The 15939-nt window shown below is 56.4% G+C and carries 13 protein-coding genes; 5 read left to right on the top strand and 8 right to left on the bottom strand.

Annotated features, from left to right (window positions below; genetic code table 11):
- Nucleotides 1–23: 23 nt before the first annotated feature.
- From KGB28_RS28440 to KGB28_RS28460, 5 genes are all read right to left on the bottom strand, one after another.
- The gene (locus KGB28_RS28440) at nucleotides 24–230 is read right to left on the bottom strand and encodes a co-regulatory protein PtrA N-terminal domain-containing protein (RefSeq protein WP_223448847.1); all 207 of its coding nucleotides are present in this window, start codon (nucleotides 228–230) and stop codon (nucleotides 24–26) included.
- A gap of 83 nt (nucleotides 231–313) precedes the next feature.
- Nucleotides 314–967, bottom strand: coding sequence for a hypothetical protein (locus KGB28_RS28445; RefSeq protein WP_223448848.1), 654 nt, complete (start codon nucleotides 965–967; stop codon nucleotides 314–316).
- Nucleotides 968–1244: 277 nt separating this feature from the next.
- On the bottom strand, nucleotides 1245–1523 hold the full coding sequence (locus KGB28_RS28450) for a DUF2790 domain-containing protein (protein WP_223448849.1): 279 nt from the start codon (nucleotides 1521–1523) through the stop codon (nucleotides 1245–1247).
- 257 nt (nucleotides 1524–1780) lie between these two features.
- The gene (locus KGB28_RS28455) at nucleotides 1781–2914 is read right to left on the bottom strand and encodes a response regulator (RefSeq protein ID WP_223448850.1); all 1134 of its coding nucleotides are present in this window, start codon (nucleotides 2912–2914) and stop codon (nucleotides 1781–1783) included.
- Nucleotides 2915–2963: 49 nt separating this feature from the next.
- Nucleotides 2964–7826, bottom strand: coding sequence for a HAMP domain-containing protein (locus KGB28_RS28460; RefSeq protein ID WP_223448851.1), 4863 nt, complete (start codon nucleotides 7824–7826; stop codon nucleotides 2964–2966).
- Nucleotides 7827–8123: 297 nt separating this feature from the next.
- Here KGB28_RS28460 and KGB28_RS28465 point away from each other — a divergent pair, with 297 nt between their 5' ends.
- Both KGB28_RS28465 and KGB28_RS28470 read left to right on the top strand, forming a co-directional pair.
- On the top strand, nucleotides 8124–8765 hold the full coding sequence (locus KGB28_RS28465; protein WP_223448852.1) for a response regulator transcription factor: 642 nt from the start codon (nucleotides 8124–8126) through the stop codon (nucleotides 8763–8765).
- A 328-nt stretch (nucleotides 8766–9093) separates the two neighbouring features.
- Nucleotides 9094–9393 carry a hypothetical protein gene (locus KGB28_RS28470; RefSeq protein ID WP_150723922.1) on the top strand — a complete coding sequence of 100 codons (300 nt, stop codon included), beginning with the start codon at nucleotides 9094–9096 and terminating at the stop codon, nucleotides 9391–9393.
- Between the two features lie 329 nt (nucleotides 9394–9722).
- Here the strand turns inward: KGB28_RS28470 and KGB28_RS28475 are convergent, their stop codons facing one another.
- The 3 genes from KGB28_RS28475 to KGB28_RS28485 all read right to left on the bottom strand — a co-directional run bounded on the left by KGB28_RS28475 (nucleotide 9723) and on the right by KGB28_RS28485 (nucleotide 11630).
- Nucleotides 9723–9929, bottom strand: coding sequence for a co-regulatory protein PtrA N-terminal domain-containing protein (locus tag KGB28_RS28475; RefSeq protein ID WP_223448854.1), 207 nt, complete (start codon nucleotides 9927–9929; stop codon nucleotides 9723–9725).
- Between the two features lie 83 nt (nucleotides 9930–10012).
- Entirely contained in the window at nucleotides 10013–10666 is a 654-nt protein-coding gene (locus KGB28_RS28480) for a hypothetical protein (protein WP_223448855.1), read from the bottom strand.
- Between the two features lie 625 nt (nucleotides 10667–11291).
- Nucleotides 11292–11630, bottom strand: a complete 339-nt coding sequence (locus tag KGB28_RS28485; protein ID WP_150723919.1) for a hypothetical protein — start codon at nucleotides 11628–11630, stop codon at nucleotides 11292–11294.
- Between the two features lie 315 nt (nucleotides 11631–11945).
- Between KGB28_RS28485 and KGB28_RS28490 the strand changes: the two genes are divergently transcribed.
- The 3 genes from KGB28_RS28490 to KGB28_RS28500 are packed head-to-tail and all read left to right on the top strand — an operon-like array spanning nucleotide 11946 to nucleotide 15935.
- Nucleotides 11946–13424, top strand: a complete 1479-nt coding sequence (locus KGB28_RS28490) for a cytochrome c oxidase subunit II (RefSeq protein ID WP_223448856.1) — start codon at nucleotides 11946–11948, stop codon at nucleotides 13422–13424.
- Between the two features lie 49 nt (nucleotides 13425–13473).
- The gene (gene ctaD, locus KGB28_RS28495; protein ID WP_223448889.1) at nucleotides 13474–15246 is read left to right on the top strand and encodes a cytochrome c oxidase subunit I; all 1773 of its coding nucleotides are present in this window, start codon (nucleotides 13474–13476) and stop codon (nucleotides 15244–15246) included.
- Nucleotides 15243–15935 (top strand): cytochrome c oxidase subunit 3, encoded by a 693-nt coding sequence (locus KGB28_RS28500; protein ID WP_223448857.1) that lies wholly within the window; start codon nucleotides 15243–15245, stop codon nucleotides 15933–15935. Before ctaD ends, KGB28_RS28500 begins: the two co-directional genes overlap by 4 nt.
- The last annotated feature ends 4 nt before the right edge of the window (nucleotides 15936–15939 follow it).

Here is a 15939-nt window from a genome sequence, read left to right on the forward strand (position 1 = left end):
AGCCGGGGGGCGCGCTACACAGATCAGCTTTTGGCGCGATCGGTCGCCTTGGCTTTGCTTTGAGCTACAGCGGCTTCAGTCTTCTGTTTCTGTGCAACCTGGTAGGTTTCCATCGAGACTTTCCGGGCCGACTCCATGCGTGCGAAGGTCTTATCACCACCACCGGTGGCCATGGCCAGAGAAGAGGCGGTCAGGGTGGCGACTACGAAGAGAACTTTCATGGATTTCATTTGGGTATCCTCAAGTGAGATTCTGTTAACAGCTAAAAGCGGAATTCATTTACTGAAGCTGAACTTCCTTGTTCAACCTGGCTTCACCATCCAGCCAGGGCGGCGTTTCCTGGTGACCAGGTGCCTCGCTCCATGCGCGCTTCGGTGTCTTTGTTTTTTGCCCAGGCAGTGAGCAGTACCATCATCGCGAATCCGCCGACGATGAGAACCGGATAGGCTGCCAGCAACTCCACCAGCGAGTACTTCCAGGCCAGCGGACGACCAACACCGAGCATGGCGGCATAGAACCACGACACGCCAGAGAGGGCGCCGGAGAACAGCGCCAGCATGCGCAGGCTGAAGGAGAGTTTGAGTAACGAACCGGCTTTTTTCAGCGCCGGCAAGACAGCGCTATGCAACAGGAAGCCGTTAAAGGTCAACAGCACAACGATGCCGATCTTGGCTTGCAGTTTGGGATTGAGGAAATACTCCATCCCCTTGCCGGCATAATCGATCCCGATAATACCAATGCCCGTAATCCAGAGCGCTACAAGTGCAAGCGATACGGTTTTTTGAAGGCTTTGCATGTGCGCGTCATCGTGGTGACCTGACGCATCCCCCTTCAGGAGTTGCTTGACCATTGCAATGTCACTGGTCAAAACCAGCCCGATTGCAACGCAGCAGGCGATAAGATGAAAATATACAACGCCCAAACGCACATATTCCACGGTGGACGAAGAAAACATACTAAGTTCCATGGTGACCTCTTGGTTGTAATAGTGAATCAACTTGGCTCTCAGCACGGTTTGATTGGAATTTACCGTTGCTGACTGCCATTTAGATCCAGCAATTACTATTAATTAATCTTGCGACATTACGCCACCAAGATAATAGTGAGTTTCGCGAATGAACTTTTAGTCATTCGATCATGTCCATTTTCAGGTAACAAAAAACCTCAATCACACTGGGTGCATAGGAGGTTTAACTTCCGCTTCTGGGGGCCGGCGAGGCCCGGAACCCGATCGACGAGACGGATCAGGCAATGGTGGTGGGGTCGGCGGGGCTTCCACCCCATTCGAGGAAACGGATCTTGTGAACCTCGCCCTGGCTGTCCAGGTAGACCACAGTCACCGGTACCACGCCGGTCTTGTCGGATGTATCGGTGCGCTGCAGCACCTGTTTCACATCGATGTCCATCCCGTAGTGGTAATCGACGGCTGAGACATGCGCGCCGGGTTCTTGCAGGCTGTTCTGGTCGAAGACACTGGGTGCGAGACTGGAAATCACCGCACTTACAATTGTGGCCATGCTCATAAGGCTGTACCTCTTCTGTAGTTCGCTTGACAAGGACCTAATGTGACACGTTGAGGAAGTGAAGTTCACTTTACCGCGACGAACGTGCCCGTTTGAAAAGCCTGTAGTGGCTGCAAACTCCCGGCAATTCCCCGCGCTTGACGCCTCTTGACCATTCGTCCTTTAAACCCCGTATTTGTTGGGCAAAGTCCGTTTTTTGAGGGAGGTCATGACATGTCATGACGGATTTTCACGCAGGTGAATCAGTGCCATCCGGGTCAGTCGAGTGGCAGCGATATCGTTAATTTCGTTCCTTTGTCCGGTGCGCTGTCGATCGTGAATTCCCCGCCCAGCATGCTGATGCGTTCCTTCATTCCCACCAACCCGAACGAGTTCAATTTTTTGCGATCCGTCATGCCTACGCCATTGTCCTTGATCCGCAGGTAGAGCCGGCGACCCTCCCTGGAGAGTTGGATATGCACCTGTGTCGCTTGCGCGTGCCGGGCAATATTCGACAGCGATTCCTGCACGATGCGGAACAGCGTCGTGGCGGATTTTTCATTCAGATCGCAACGGAAATTTTCGTCTTTCGCCGACATCGTGCAATCGATCGCGCTGCGCTGGCGGAACTCTTCAAGTTGCCACTCGATCGCTGCCTGCAGTCCCAGATCGAGTACGGGTGGCCGAAGGTCATTGATGATACTGCGCACACTGCGGATGGCTGTATCGAGTTGATTCAGAGCATCGCTGGCCTTTTCGTTGAGCTTGGGGTGCAGGGTACTGGTGCGCGCCTGCAACATGGAGACATCGATTCGCAACGCCAGCAGACTCTGTCCCAGTTCGTCATGGATATCGCGTGCGATCCGCTTTCGCTCTTCTTCCTTGATGTGCTCCTGATAGGAGGCCAGTTCACGCAACTGCAGCTTCGATTGCAGCAATTCTTCGGCCTGCATCGTCAGTTTGCGCTGCAGGTAGAACAGGTCGACAAACACCCGGATCTTGGCGCGAAGAACCTCGGCCACAATCGGCGAGAAGATGTAATCCACCGCGCCGGACGTATAACCGCGGAAACGCTCGGAATCCGTTTCGGCCTCAGCTGTGACGAAGATAATGGGCGTGTGGGCCGACTTCGGGCGGCCGTGAATCAGTGCAGCGGTTTCAAAACCGTCCATCACTGGCATTTTCACGTCGAGCAGAATGACGGCGAAGTCGCGCTGCAATAGCAGGCGCAGCGCCTCGCGCCCGGAAGTCGCCGTGGCAATATCGAGGCCCATGTCGGCAATCACTGCGGCGAGCGCCGTAAGCTTGGCGGGATTGTCATCCACCAGCAACACGGATGCTGGCACGCCATCAGGCGGGAGCGGGTGCCGTACCTGGGGTTTCTCATTGAATACCGGAGGTTCCTGTTGCATGTTTATGCCACTTCGGTTTGCGCTAGCGCGCAATGAGTGCGGTACACAGTCATCGATAGAGCCATTTGCGCATCAGTGACAGCAGCTGGTCGGTATCCACTGGCTTGCTGACATAGTCCGATGCTCCTGCCTCGATGCACTTTTCACGGTCACCCATCATCGCCTTGGCCGTCAGCGCAATCATCGGCAGGGTTTCAAATCTCTTGAATGTACGGATCTGGCGCATGGTTTCAAAGCCATCCATCTCGGGCATCATGATGTCCATCAACACGATGTCGGTATCGGGCTGCTGCTGCAGCAGTTCTATGGCGGTTCGGCCGTTTTCGGCCGTGGCCACCAGCATTTTGTTGCACTCGAGCACGCTGGTCAGGGCAAAAATATTGCGCACGTCATCGTCGACCACCAGGGCCTTTTTACCCTCCAGACTGTCCGAACCCTCATAGAGTTTTTCCAGCATCCTGCGCTGGGTCTGCGGCAGCCTGGCTACGACGCGGTGTAGAAACAGCGCGGTTTCGTCGAGTATGCGCTCGGGGGACTGAACGGCCTTGATGACGCCCTTGCCGAGCAGTGTCCTGAAACGCTCGTGTTCCGGCTTGGTCAGTGTCTGCGCACCATAGACGACGATCGGCAATTCACGCAGAGCGTGGTCTTCCTGCAGCGCCTCGAGAAACCCGATGCCGGATGCGTCGGGCAGTTCGAGATTGATTGCCATGCAGTCGTAGCGTTTCTTTGCCAGTTTCTTCAAGGCTTGCGCGCCGCTGGCGGTCGTTTCGATCTTCACGTCGGTGTTGCCGAGTAGATCGAGGATGCGGGCGCGGCTCCCTTCGTTGCCGTCGATGAGCAGCAGATTCCTGGTCTCGCGCCGAGCGAATGCGACGATGCCGACCAGCGCATTTTGAATCTCGTCGGCTGTGACCGGTTTGAGCAGATAGTCGAAAGCGCCATAGCGCAGCCCGCGCGTGTGGTCGTCAGCGATCGAGATGATCTGGACCGGGATATGACGCGTGGCGAAATTGCGCTTCAACTGCTCGAGCAGCGACCAGCCATCGATGTCCGTCAAGCCCGGGTCTAGCGTGATCGCGGCGGGTTTGAAGCGCTCGACAAGCTCCAGTGCATCCGCGCCACGGGTCGTGACGATAGCCCTGAACCCCTTCTGGTGCGCGGCCTCGAGCAGAATGCTGGCGAATCGGGCGTCGCCCTCGAGCATCAGCAGCACTTGGTCCCCGGCTTGGACAGACTCGCGGTCGTCCGGTATCTGTGCAGGCGGGCTAGACATGAGGTCGCGCTTGACCTGGCCAGGTACTGCCTCTGTCGCGGATTCGTCCAGGGTCTGACGCTGGGCATCCGGTGTACGCAGGGGCACGTACAGCGCGAAAGTACTGCCATTGCCGATCTCACCGGGGATCAGCCGCAGCTCACCGCCCAGTCGGTGTGCGAGCTCGCGGCTGATCGACAGGCCGAGGCCGGTGCCGCCGTATTTTCGTGAGGTTCCGGTATCTGCTTGCTGGAACGCTTCAAAGATGAGCTTCTGCTTGCCGGCAGAGACGCCAATGCCGGTGTCGGTGACCACGAAGGCAACCACCGCATCGGCGCGATTCAGCTCGCTGTGATCCACGCTCCATCCGGACACAACGGTCGCTATGCTGATCTTGACGCTGCCTTGCTCAGTGAACTTGAAGGCGTTGGACAGCAGGTTCTTGACCACCTGCAGCAGGCGCTTTTCGTCGGTCCAGATGAAAGGCGGCAGGGTAGGTGCCAGTTCAATCGTGAAGGTGAGGCCCCGGCTTTCGGCGACCGGCCGGAAGGTGCGTTCGATCTGGTCGTGCAGATCGGCGAACAGCGCTTCATTCAGATCCAGTGTGACCGTACCCGACTCGATCTTGGACAGATACAGAATCTCGTCGATCAGCTCCAGCAGGTCTTTGCCCGCGCTACGGATGGTCTTGGCATATTCGACCTGCCGGGGCGTGAGATTGTGCTCCGCGTTGTCGCTGAGCTGCCGGGCCAGGATCAGCAAGCTGTTCAATGGCGTTCTGAGCTCATGGGACATGCTGGAGAGGAATTCGGACTTGTACTTGGAGGTCAGCATCAACTGCTCCGCCTTCTCCTCCAGCGACAGCTTGGTGATTTCGACTTCGCGGTTCTTGCGTTCGACTTCGGCTTTCTGCTCCGCCAGCAGTCCAGCCTTGTCCCCCAGTTCCTCGTTGGTCTGTCTCAATTCCTCTTGTTGCTTTTGCAGCTCCTGCGCCAGCGATTGCGACTGCTTGAGCAGTTCTTCGGTACGCATATTGGCTTCGATCGTGTTGAGCACGATACCAATCGATTCAGCAAGCTGATCAAGGAAGGTTTGATGAATGATGCTGTAGCGCGTGAACGAAGCCATTTCTACGACGGCCTTGACCTTGTTCTCGAACAGGATTGGCAACACGATGATATTCAGCGGAGCGGCCGCACCCAGTCCCGATGAAATCGCGACGTAATTGGCGGGTACATCGGTCAGCAGGATGCGCCGCTTCTCGTAGGCGCATTGCCCGACCAGGCCCTCGCCGAGCCGCCACTCATCGTTCACATTGATGTTGCCCTTGTACGCATAAGCGGACAGCAGTTTGAGTTTCGCAGGATCGGGCGGGCTCTCGTTCATCATGTAGAACACACCGTGCTGGGCGTTGATCAGCGGAGCCAGTTCAGACAGCACCATCTTGGAGACTGCCGCCAGATCACGCTGGCCCTGCAGCAGGCGGTTGAATTTCGCGAGATTGCTCTTGAGCCAATCCTGTTCCGCGTTTTGCCGTGTGGTTTCGCGCAGGTTGCGGATCATCTCGTTGACGTTGTCCTTCAATTCCGCCACTTCACCCTTTGCTTCCACCTCCACGTAACGCGTCAGATCGCCCTTGGTCACGGCAGTCGCCACGTCGGCAATGGCGCGCACCTGATTGGTCAGGTTGGCCGCCAGACCGTTCACGTTGTCGGTCAGATCGCGCCAGGTGCCGGCAGCACCCGGCACGTTGGCCTGGCCGCCCAGCTTACCCTCGACCCCCACTTCACGCGCCACCGAGGTCACCTGATCGGAGAACAGCGCCAGCGTATCGGTCATACCGTTGATGGTGTCGGCCAGTTCGGCGATCTCGCCCTTGGCTTCCAGTGTCAGTTTCTTCTTCATGTCGCCGTTGGCGACTGCGGTCACCACTTTGGCGATGCCTCGCACCTGGCTGGTCAGGTTGGCCGCCATGAAGTTCACGTTTTCGGTCAAATCCCTCCAGGTGCCGGACACGCCTTGCACCTGTGCCTGTCCCCCAAGCTTGCCTTCGGTGCCGACTTCGCGCGCCACCCGCGTCACTTCGGCGGCAAAGCTATTGAGCTGGTCCACCATGGTGTTGATGGTGTTCTTCAGCTCCATGATTTCGCCCTTGGCTTCCACGGTAATCTTGCGCCCCAGGTCGCCTTTGGCCACCGCCGTCGTCACATCGGCGATGTTGCGCACCTGATTGGTCAGGTTGGCCGCCATGCTGTTGACCGAGTCGGTCAAGTCTTTCCAGGTTCCACCGACGCCCGTCACCCTGGCCTGGCCACCGAGCTTGCCGTCAGTCCCCACTTCGCGAGCCATGCGCGTCACTTCGTCGGCAAAGGTCGAGAGCTGGTCCACCATTGTGTTGATGGTTTCCTTGAGTTGGAGAATTTCACCTTTCGCTTCGGCTGTGATCTTGCGTGACAGGTCGCCGTTGGCCACCGCCGTCGTCACGTCGGCAATGTTGCGCACCTGGGTGGTCAGGTTGGCCGCCATGCCGTTGACCGAATTGGTCAAGTCCTTCCAGGTACCGGACACGCCGGTCACTTCGGCCTGTCCGCCCAACTTGCCTTCGGTACCGACTTCCAGCGCGACGCGGGTCACCTCCGAGGCGAAGCTGGAGAGCTGGTCGACCATCGTGTTGATGGTGTTTTTCAGTTCGAGAATCTCGCCCTTGGCTTCAACGGTAATTTTCTTGCCGAGGTCGCCGCGCGCCACCGCCGTCGTCACCTGTGCGAGGTTGCGCACCTGGGTGGTCAGGTTCGCCGCCATGCCGTTGACCGATTCGGTCAGGTCGCGCCAGGTGCCTGATACACCGCGCACTTCCGCCTGACCGCCCAACTTGCCTTCGGTACCGACTTCCAGCGCCACGCGGGTCACCTCCGCAGCGAAGCTCGAGAGCTGGCCGACCATCGTGTTGATGGTGTTTTTCAGCTCGAGAATCTCCCCCCTGACTTCGACGGTAATCGTCTTGCCCAGATCGCCTTTGGCCACCGCGGTCGTCACGTAAGCGATGTTGCGCATCTGGGTGGTCAGGTTGGCGGCCATGTCGTTGACGGAGTCGGTCAGGTCTTTCCAGGTGCCGGACACCCCTTTGACATTGGCCTGCCCACCGAGAATCCCTTCAGTGCCGACTTCGCGCGCCACGCGGGTCACCTCGGAAGCGAAGGAGCCCAGTCGCGTCACCATGGTGTTCACGATCCTGGCGGATTTGAGGAACTGGCCCCGCAGTTTCAGGCCGTCGAGTACCGGTGGTACCTGCTGGCTCAGATTACCCTCGGCAACCGAACCGATAACGCGAATCATCTCGCTCATCGGGCTGATGAGGTCGCTGGTCAGCGCATTGCTCGAGTTGACGATCTTTTGCCATGAGCCTTTCATCATCGGCAATTGGATACGCTCATCGACCTTGCCCTGCTTGCCGATCAGTCGCGCCACGCGTTCGAATTCGGTGGCGGTGTCGGCCGCCATGTCGATGATCTCGTTGAGCGTGTCGGCGATCTTGCCCGGCATGCCGGTCCAGTCTTCCGGCATACGCGTGGTGAAGTCACCATTGCGCAACGCCTTCAGCGCTGTCAGCAACGTCTTCATGTCGAAAACTTCGATCGGTGTCGTCACTGTGGCCATGTCTATGTCCAGTCAAGATGGATGCCACGCGCAAGGCGTCATGCAGGAGCCGGCATTGCAGTATTGACCATGCTGAAAGCTGAGCGTTGGCTTGTGAAATATTAGCAAGGTTGGTGCAATGCCCCGGATCCTGGGGAAATTGGCCGGGAACAGGCCGTTCCAAGCGACTGCACCGGCAGTTCGGAGATGTGGGCACTAACGCCTGAGGCAAAAGTGCAAGTGTACTCTGCGCCTGCTAACGTCAAGCTCTGCAGCAGATTCCATGGCTTGCTGGCTATTGCCGAATGGAAAATACAGATGATTGACCACAAAATCAGAGTCTTGCTGGTGGATGATCACAGCATCGTGCGTAATGGCGTGCGACGCATGCTGGAGACCGCCGGCGAGATCGACGTAACGGGCGAAGCCGCGACGGCACAAGACGCAATGCTCCTGGTCCGGGAGCAGGATTTCGACGTGGCGCTGGTCGATATTCAGCTGCCCGACAAGACCGGCCTGCAACTCCTCAAGCTCATGCGTGCAGAGAAGCCCAAGCTCGCCGTTCTGATGTTGAGCATGCATTCGGTCGAAGCCTATGCGATACGCGCAATCAAGCACGGCGCAGCGGGATACCTCACCAAGGATATTTCCGCAGCCACCCTGGTTGCGGCAGTTCGCAAGGTGGCCTCAGGCGGCAAGCACGTCAGTCCTGAGCTGGCAGAAAAACTGGTCAACGCTATCGGCAGAGGCGACGGGGCACCCCACGAAGCGCTATCCGACCGGGAACTCGAAGTACTGAAGCTCCTCGCTTCAGGCGAGAGAATTGTCCGCATCGCACAGATATTGCACTTGAGCCCGAGTACCGTCACGACGTACCGGGCACGCATCCTGGAAAAAACAGGGATGGACAGCAACGCGAAACTGGCCCGCTATGCCCTCGAAAACGGCCTGTTGACTTAGAACACCCTGCCATCCGACGCAGCCGAGTCACTCAATCGTTCTCGGCATCCTCCACTCTCTGCGGTAAACGCCCGGGCATCATTGAATCGTCCTGATTGAACTACAGGTGCGGTTTAACGAAGGTGCAGCAATGATGCGCAGCACATGCCCGGCTTCGCCGGATCCAGCCTGCTTGTAGTGGAATCACTACAAGCGTTTGGCCGATATCTCCACAAAGAAGTCCTGCTAACGTCGATAGTGGTGGCCGTCCCAATCAAGCATATTTACCGCTCGACAAATTTTCGTCCGCTGCATTCATGTTGAATCAATGTTCAAACTGGAGGGCATCATGATGATAGGTTATTGGTTGTGTGCGTTGCTGTGGGGTGTGGTGTTGCTGGAGGAGATCCAACTCATGCCCCTTCAAGAATGGAAAGACGAGGGTCTGAAAAAGGTTCTGTTGCTGCGCCGGACCAGAACCCGGACCGGCTACTTTATTGCGTTGATCGCGGGCGCCTTGTGCCTTTATAGCGAAATCCTGGTGGCACCGGTCGATCAGAACATTTTCAATCCGGAGCTGATACTTGCCCTGTGTGGTGTTCTTTGGGGTGCTTATCTTTCCGTAGTCTGCATGAAGGGGAAGCGATAGATGCCTATCTCCATGACTACTGCGGGTATTTGATATTTCACTATCGTCGGCCGGCAGGGGAACTCCGCCGGTCAAGCGCTCCTCAAGAGTCTTGATTTAGGTTGGCTGACTTCCTCAGGGCGTGAAGCAGCCCTTCGCGAAAGGCTGCTTACGACTGTGGATTCAACACACTGGAGATAGGCATCTATCGCTTCCCCTTCATGCAGACTACGGAAAGATAATTTTGTGTAAACGGGGTTTCGGCTAAAACGGCAAATGCAGCACTTTGAGTGCTGCATTCGAGGCTTGAGACCGCACATTTCTGTCGGTCTGGGGACGCGCTACACAGATCAGCTTTTGGCGCGATCGGTCGCCTTGGCTTTGCTTTCAGCGACAGCGGCTTCAGTCTTCTGTTTCTGTGCAACCTGGTAGGTTTCCACCGAGATTTTCCGGGCCGACTCCATGCGTGCGAAGGTCTTATCACCACCACCGGTGGCCATGGCCAGAGAAGAGGCGGTCAGGGTGGCGACTACGAAGAGAACTTTCATGGATTTCATTTGGGTATCCTCAAGTGAGATTCTGTTAACAGCTAAAAGCGGAATTCATTTACTGAAACTGAACTTCCGTGTTCAACCTGGCTTCACCATCCAGCCAGGGCGGCGTTTCCTGGTGACCAGGTGCCTCGCTCCATGCGCGCTTCGGTGTCTTTGTTTTTTGCCCAGGCAGTGAGCAGTACCATCATCGCGAATCCACCGACGATGAGAACCGGATAGGCTGCCAGCAACTCGACCAGCGAGTACTTCCAGGCCAGCGGACGACCAACACCGAGCATGGCGGCATAGAACCACGACACGCCAGAGAGGGCGCCGGAGAACAGCGCCAGCATGCGCAGGTTGAAGGAAAGTTTGAGTAACGAACCGGCTTTTTTCAGCGCCGGCAATACAGCGCTATGCAACAGGAAACCGTTAAAGGTCAACAGCACAACGATGCCGATCTTGGCTTGCAGTTTGGGATTGAGGAAATACTCCATCCCCTTGCCGGCATAATCGATCCCGATAATACCAATGCCCGTAATCCAAAGCGCTACAAGTGCAAGCGATACGGTTTTTTGAAGGCTTTGCATGTGCGCGTCATCATGGTGACCTGACGCATCCCCCTTCAGGAGTTGCTTGACCATTGCAATGTCACTGGTCAAGACCAGCCCGATTGCCACACAGCAGGCGATAAGATGGAAATATACAACGCCCAAACGCACATATTCCACGGTGGACGAAGAAAGCATACTAAGTTCCATGGTTACCTCTTGGTTATAAGGGTGAATCAACATGGCTCTCAGTACGGCTTAGTTGGAATTTGCCGTTGCTGATTGCAATGAGGATCCAGAAATTTGTATTAATTAATCTTGCGGCGTTACGCTGCCAAGACAATAGCGGGTTTCGCGAATGAACTTTTAGTCATTCGATCATGTCCATTTTCAGGTAACAAAAAACCTCAATCGCACTGGGTGCATAGGAGGTTTAACTTCCGCTTCTGGGGTCAGGTGAGGGGGCGAGCCCGTGTCACCTGTGGCGTATTCTGAACGAAAAACCCCGGATCCGTTCATTTTTTGATCAATTGTTCTGACCAACGGCAGTGAAATGGCTAGTCGATTATTGCCTGCCTGGATAGCGCAGCCAGCACCATTACAGGCTTTGCGGCGAGTTGGGAGGCAGATGAGGGCCGCGCCGATTTTTTCGTCTTTTTTTCCAGATTCCATGGGGAAATCGGGGGGGAAACAAGCTGGTCGGCCATAAAAAAGCACCTGGCCGGGTTTACAAACCAGGTCAAGGCACTGCCATTTCCCCGCCCAAAAAAAGTGAGGTTCCCCACATGTGGGGGCACCCCACGGAGAAAGACCGATACCGGTAATCGCGTAGTTGCTACTCAAGCAACTGATCAATCAACACCGCATTGGTGTAGATCAAGCTGCCGTCACTCGCTCGGTGTCCGACCAGATGGAACTGTCCGCGTTCGTGCTGCAGATAGACACGCATCTGGCAGTCGGACAAGGGCGCGTATCCCTCGGGCATGATCAGATCCATCGAGTCCATATCGACATCGACCATGGCTTCAGGCTCGTGAGTCTTCTGCAAGCGCTCTTCGGCCTCCTCCAGACGGACATGGAGAGGTCCGTCGACGTAGAAATGGACTTCCCCCATCGGGGTGGACTTTTGGGCGCCGCTGGTTTTGCACCAGCCTTCGATCGTCAGGGCACTCATGACGAAACCTCCCATGTGGGTTGTTGGACTCTGTAACTATCGTTCCTGCTCAATGCCATCACTTATGTTTGATGACTGCACAAGGGCAGGGTTCGACTATTGGGGCAGTTTTTGGCCGATCTCTGCCGTCCGTCATCAGAAATTCAGTATAGCCGGCCGCCGGGCCTCGCTTGCCGACCTCGCGGTACAAGCCGATGGCTCTATACTTCTTACTGACTTTGCCGCCCGGATGGGTGGTATTTGTCGGCCCTGCTTGGACGTCAGTGGCGATGCTTTTGCATAACCAATGAACAACAGGAATAGGATGAAGAGGAAATGGCAATAGCAATTATCTTGATACTAATCGTTATTGCATCCGTGCTATTCCACATACTAGCGCCTTGGCAGGCGACACCGGCAGCATCCAACTGGGGGTCCATAGACACCACCCTGTTCATCACCCTGATCATTAGCGGAATATTTTTCATCGCCATCACGGTATTCATGGCGGTAGCGGTGATGCGCTATCGTCACAAGGAAGGTTCCAGGGCGGCCTACCAGCCAGAAAATAAAAAGCTGGAATTATGGTTGATTATCATTACTTCGGTAGGTATTGCCGGGATGTTGGCGCCAGGCCTGGTTGTCTACAACGATTTCATCCGCGTGCCGAAAGATGCCTACGAACTTGAAGTGGTCGCCCAGCAGTGGCAGTGGGCCTTTCGTTTTCCCGGCCAGGACGGGAAGTTGGGCAAGTCGGATATCAAGCTTGTTGATTCCGCCAATCCCCTCGGTGTTGATCCCAAGGATCCTGCCGGGCAGGACGATGTGCTTGTAATGAATAATGAAGTTCGCCTTCCGCTCGATCGGCCGGTGAAAGTCTTGTTGCGCGCTAAAGATGTTCTGCACGATTTCTATGTACCGCAAATTCGCAGCAAGATGGATATGGTGCCAGGGATGGTGTCGTACTTTTGGTTTACGCCGACTAAAACCGGAAAATACGAAGTCCTTTGCGCTGAATTCTGTGGTGTAGGTCATTACAACATGCGCGGCCATATGATCGTGGAAGAGCAGGGCGTCTTCGATCAATGGCTAAAAGGCCAGCCTACTTTTGCGCAGACACTGACCACAGCTGCCAAACCCGGCCGAGACAACGTGCTGGAAAAAGGCCGCCAGTTGGTCGAACAGTACGGCTGCAAGGCCTGCCATAGCCAGGATGGCAGTGCCAGTCTCGGCCCGGGATGGAAGGATTTGTACGGCCGCACTGAACAGCTTGCCGATGGCACCAGTGTGCTGGTCGACGAGGCCTACCTGAAAGAGTCGATCCTCGATCCGAAGGCCCGGCTGGTACAGGGCTATCCGCCGGTCATGGTGGCCTATACTCTCAAAGACGATGAACTGGGTGCCGTCATCGCCCTGATCAAATCACTGGGTGCTACGGGGCAAGACGACGTACCTTCGACCGGCGAAGCGTCGAGCCCGGGTGAAGACCTGGTGGCGCAGGGACAGCGGCTGGCCGGATCGCTTGGCTGTCTGGCCTGCCACAGTGTCGATGGCAACAAGGGCGTTGGCCCCAGCTGGCAGGGCCTGTTTGGCAAGACAGAAACCCTTGCCGACGATACGAGCGTAAAGGTCGATGAGGGCTATATCAAAGATTCGGTTCTTCATCCCAATGCCAAAATCGTCAAGGGCTATGCAGCCGTCATGCCGGCCTTGGCTCCGAGTGACGAGGAGCTGAATGCACTGATCGCTTTTATCAAATCCAAAGCGAATGCGAATGCTGACGCTGATGCGAACAAGGCGGAGCCAGGGAAGTAGCCGTAAAACAGCCAGGAATACACTGAAACTTCGGCAGGAGAATGACGTGATGGCCTATGCGGAGCAAGCCGAAACAGAGGCACTGCACGAGCCTAAAAGCTTCCTGACCAAATATATCTGGAGTCAGGACCACAAGGTCATCGCCATTCAATATTCCTTGACGGCTTTATTCGTGGGGCTTATCGCCGTGGTGTTGTCCGGCTTGATGCGCATGCAGATAGGCTTCCCCGGTAGTTTGGCGTTCATGGACGCCAGTACTTACTATCAGGCGATGACCATGCACGGCATGATCATGGTCATTTACTTGCTGACGGCCCTGTTTCTGGGGGGCTTCGGCAACTATCTGATCCCGTTGATGGTGGGCGCCCGCGACATGGTCTTCCCCTACGTCAACATGCTCAGCTACTGGTTTTACCTGGTGGCGGTACTGGTGTTGCTCAGCAGTTTTTTTGTCCCTGGCGGCCCCACAGGTTCCGGCTGGACGCTCTATCCGCCACAGTCCATTACTCAGGGGACACCGGGGGTCGAGTGGGGCATTGTCCTGATGCTCGTCTCACTGGCGATTTTCATTGTCGCGGCCACCATGGGCGGGTTGAACTACGTCACCACGGTGTTGCAGGCGCGCACGCACGGCATGACATTGTTTCGCATGCCGCTCTCGGTATGGGGCATCTTCATGGCCTCGATCATGGCCTTGCTGGCCTTCCCGGCGTTGTTTGTCAGTGCGGTCATGATGCTGTTCGACAAGCTGTTGGGCACCAGCTTCTTCATGCCGGCGATGATCTCGCTGGGGCAGCAGCTCGATCACCAGGGTGGCAGCCCGATATTGTTCCAGCATCTGTTCTGGTTCTTCGGCCACCCGGAGGTCTACATCGTTGCTCTCCCTGCGTTTGGTCTGGTCTCCGACTTGATCAGTACCCATGCGCGTAAAAATATCTTCGGCTACCGAATGATGGTTTGGGCCATCATTGCGATTGGCGTACTCAGCTTCGTGGTCTGGGCGCACCATATGTATGTCAGCGGAATGAACCCGTACTTTGGCTTTTTCTTCGCCGTCACCACCTTGGTCATCGCAGTGCCAACCGCGCTGAAAGTCTACAACTGGGTGCTGACCCTGTGGCGGGGCGACATCCATCTGACCGTGCCGATGCTGTTTGCCCTGGCCTTTATCGTCACCTTCCTGGTCGGTGGTCTGACCGGGTTGTTTCTCGGCAATGTGATCGTGGATATACCGCTCTCGGATACCTATTTCGTCGTGGCCCATTTTCATATGGTCATGGGGGTCGCCCCGGTCCTGGTGGTGTTCGGCGGCATTTATCACTGGTTCCCGAAAGTCACCGGGCGCATGTTGAACGACACCCTGGGCAAGCTGCATTTCTGGATTACCTTTCTGGGCACCTACGCCATCTTCTTCCCCATGCACTACCTGGGTTTCCAGGGCATGCCACGCCGCTACTACGCCTATGAAAACTACGCGTTCATCCCGCAGTCGGCGCAAGACTTGAATGCCTTCATTACGGTGGTCGCATTGACCGTCGGCGTTTCCCAATTGCTGTTCGTGTTCAACCTGGCCTGGAGTACATTCAAGGGCAAACCCGCAGGCAGTAATCCCTGGGGCGCGGCCAGCCTGGAATGGCAAACGCCGGACACCCCGCCGAAACACGGTAACTGGGGAGAGAGGTTGCCGGTCGTGCATCGCTGGGCCTATGACTACAGTGTGCCGGGGATAGAGCAGGATTTCGTGCCGCAAACGGTCTCCGCCGAGGAGCTGGAGCACATGCGGCAACTCAGTGCCGGAACCAAGGCGGACATCAAGACATGAACAGGCTGCTATTGAGAAACGCCGACGGCGCTGATCCCGGCGGCAGCTGGAGTCGCGACCCTGAGGGTATGCAGACCGCCGAGGATGCCGATAGAAGGCAAACCGCAAGGGTAGGCCTGCGCTTGTTTCTGGTGGTGGTGAGTTCGTTATTCTTCCTCTTCCTGATCGCCTTTATTGCCCGTTCTCAAATGGCCGACTGGCTACCCCTGACAGAGCCTTTGGCGCCGTTAGGCAATCTCCGGCCGCTATGGCTGAATTCGGCTTTTCTGGTATTGAGTTGCATGGCACTGCAGTGCTCGCGTATGGCCGCCCGAAAGGCTCGGCGGGGCGCAACTGTCATTGGTTTTGCATTGGGGGGTGTCTTTGCCATTGCCTTTCTGGCGGGGCAACTCTGGGTCTGGCAGCAGTTTGTCGCCTGGGGCTACTTTGTCGCCAGCAATCCGGCCAACAGTTTCTTCTACCTGTTGACCGGCCTGCATGGGCTCCACCTGCTGGGCGGGCTGATCGCCTGGTGCTGGATCGTCGCTAGATTTCTGCGTCATGTGCCACTGGCGCAACTTGGCGCCAGCGTAGAGCTCTGTGCCATCTATTGGCATTACTTGCTGGGCCTTTGGTTCGTGCTATTCGCGCTGCTGGCCAGCACGCCGCAAACCTATGAAGCCATCGCCAGATTCTGCGGCCTGAGGTGAACAG

The organism is Pseudomonas sp. BF-R-19, assembly GCF_019956445.1.
GTDB lineage: Bacteria > Pseudomonadota > Gammaproteobacteria > Pseudomonadales > Pseudomonadaceae > Aquipseudomonas > Aquipseudomonas fluorescens_BH.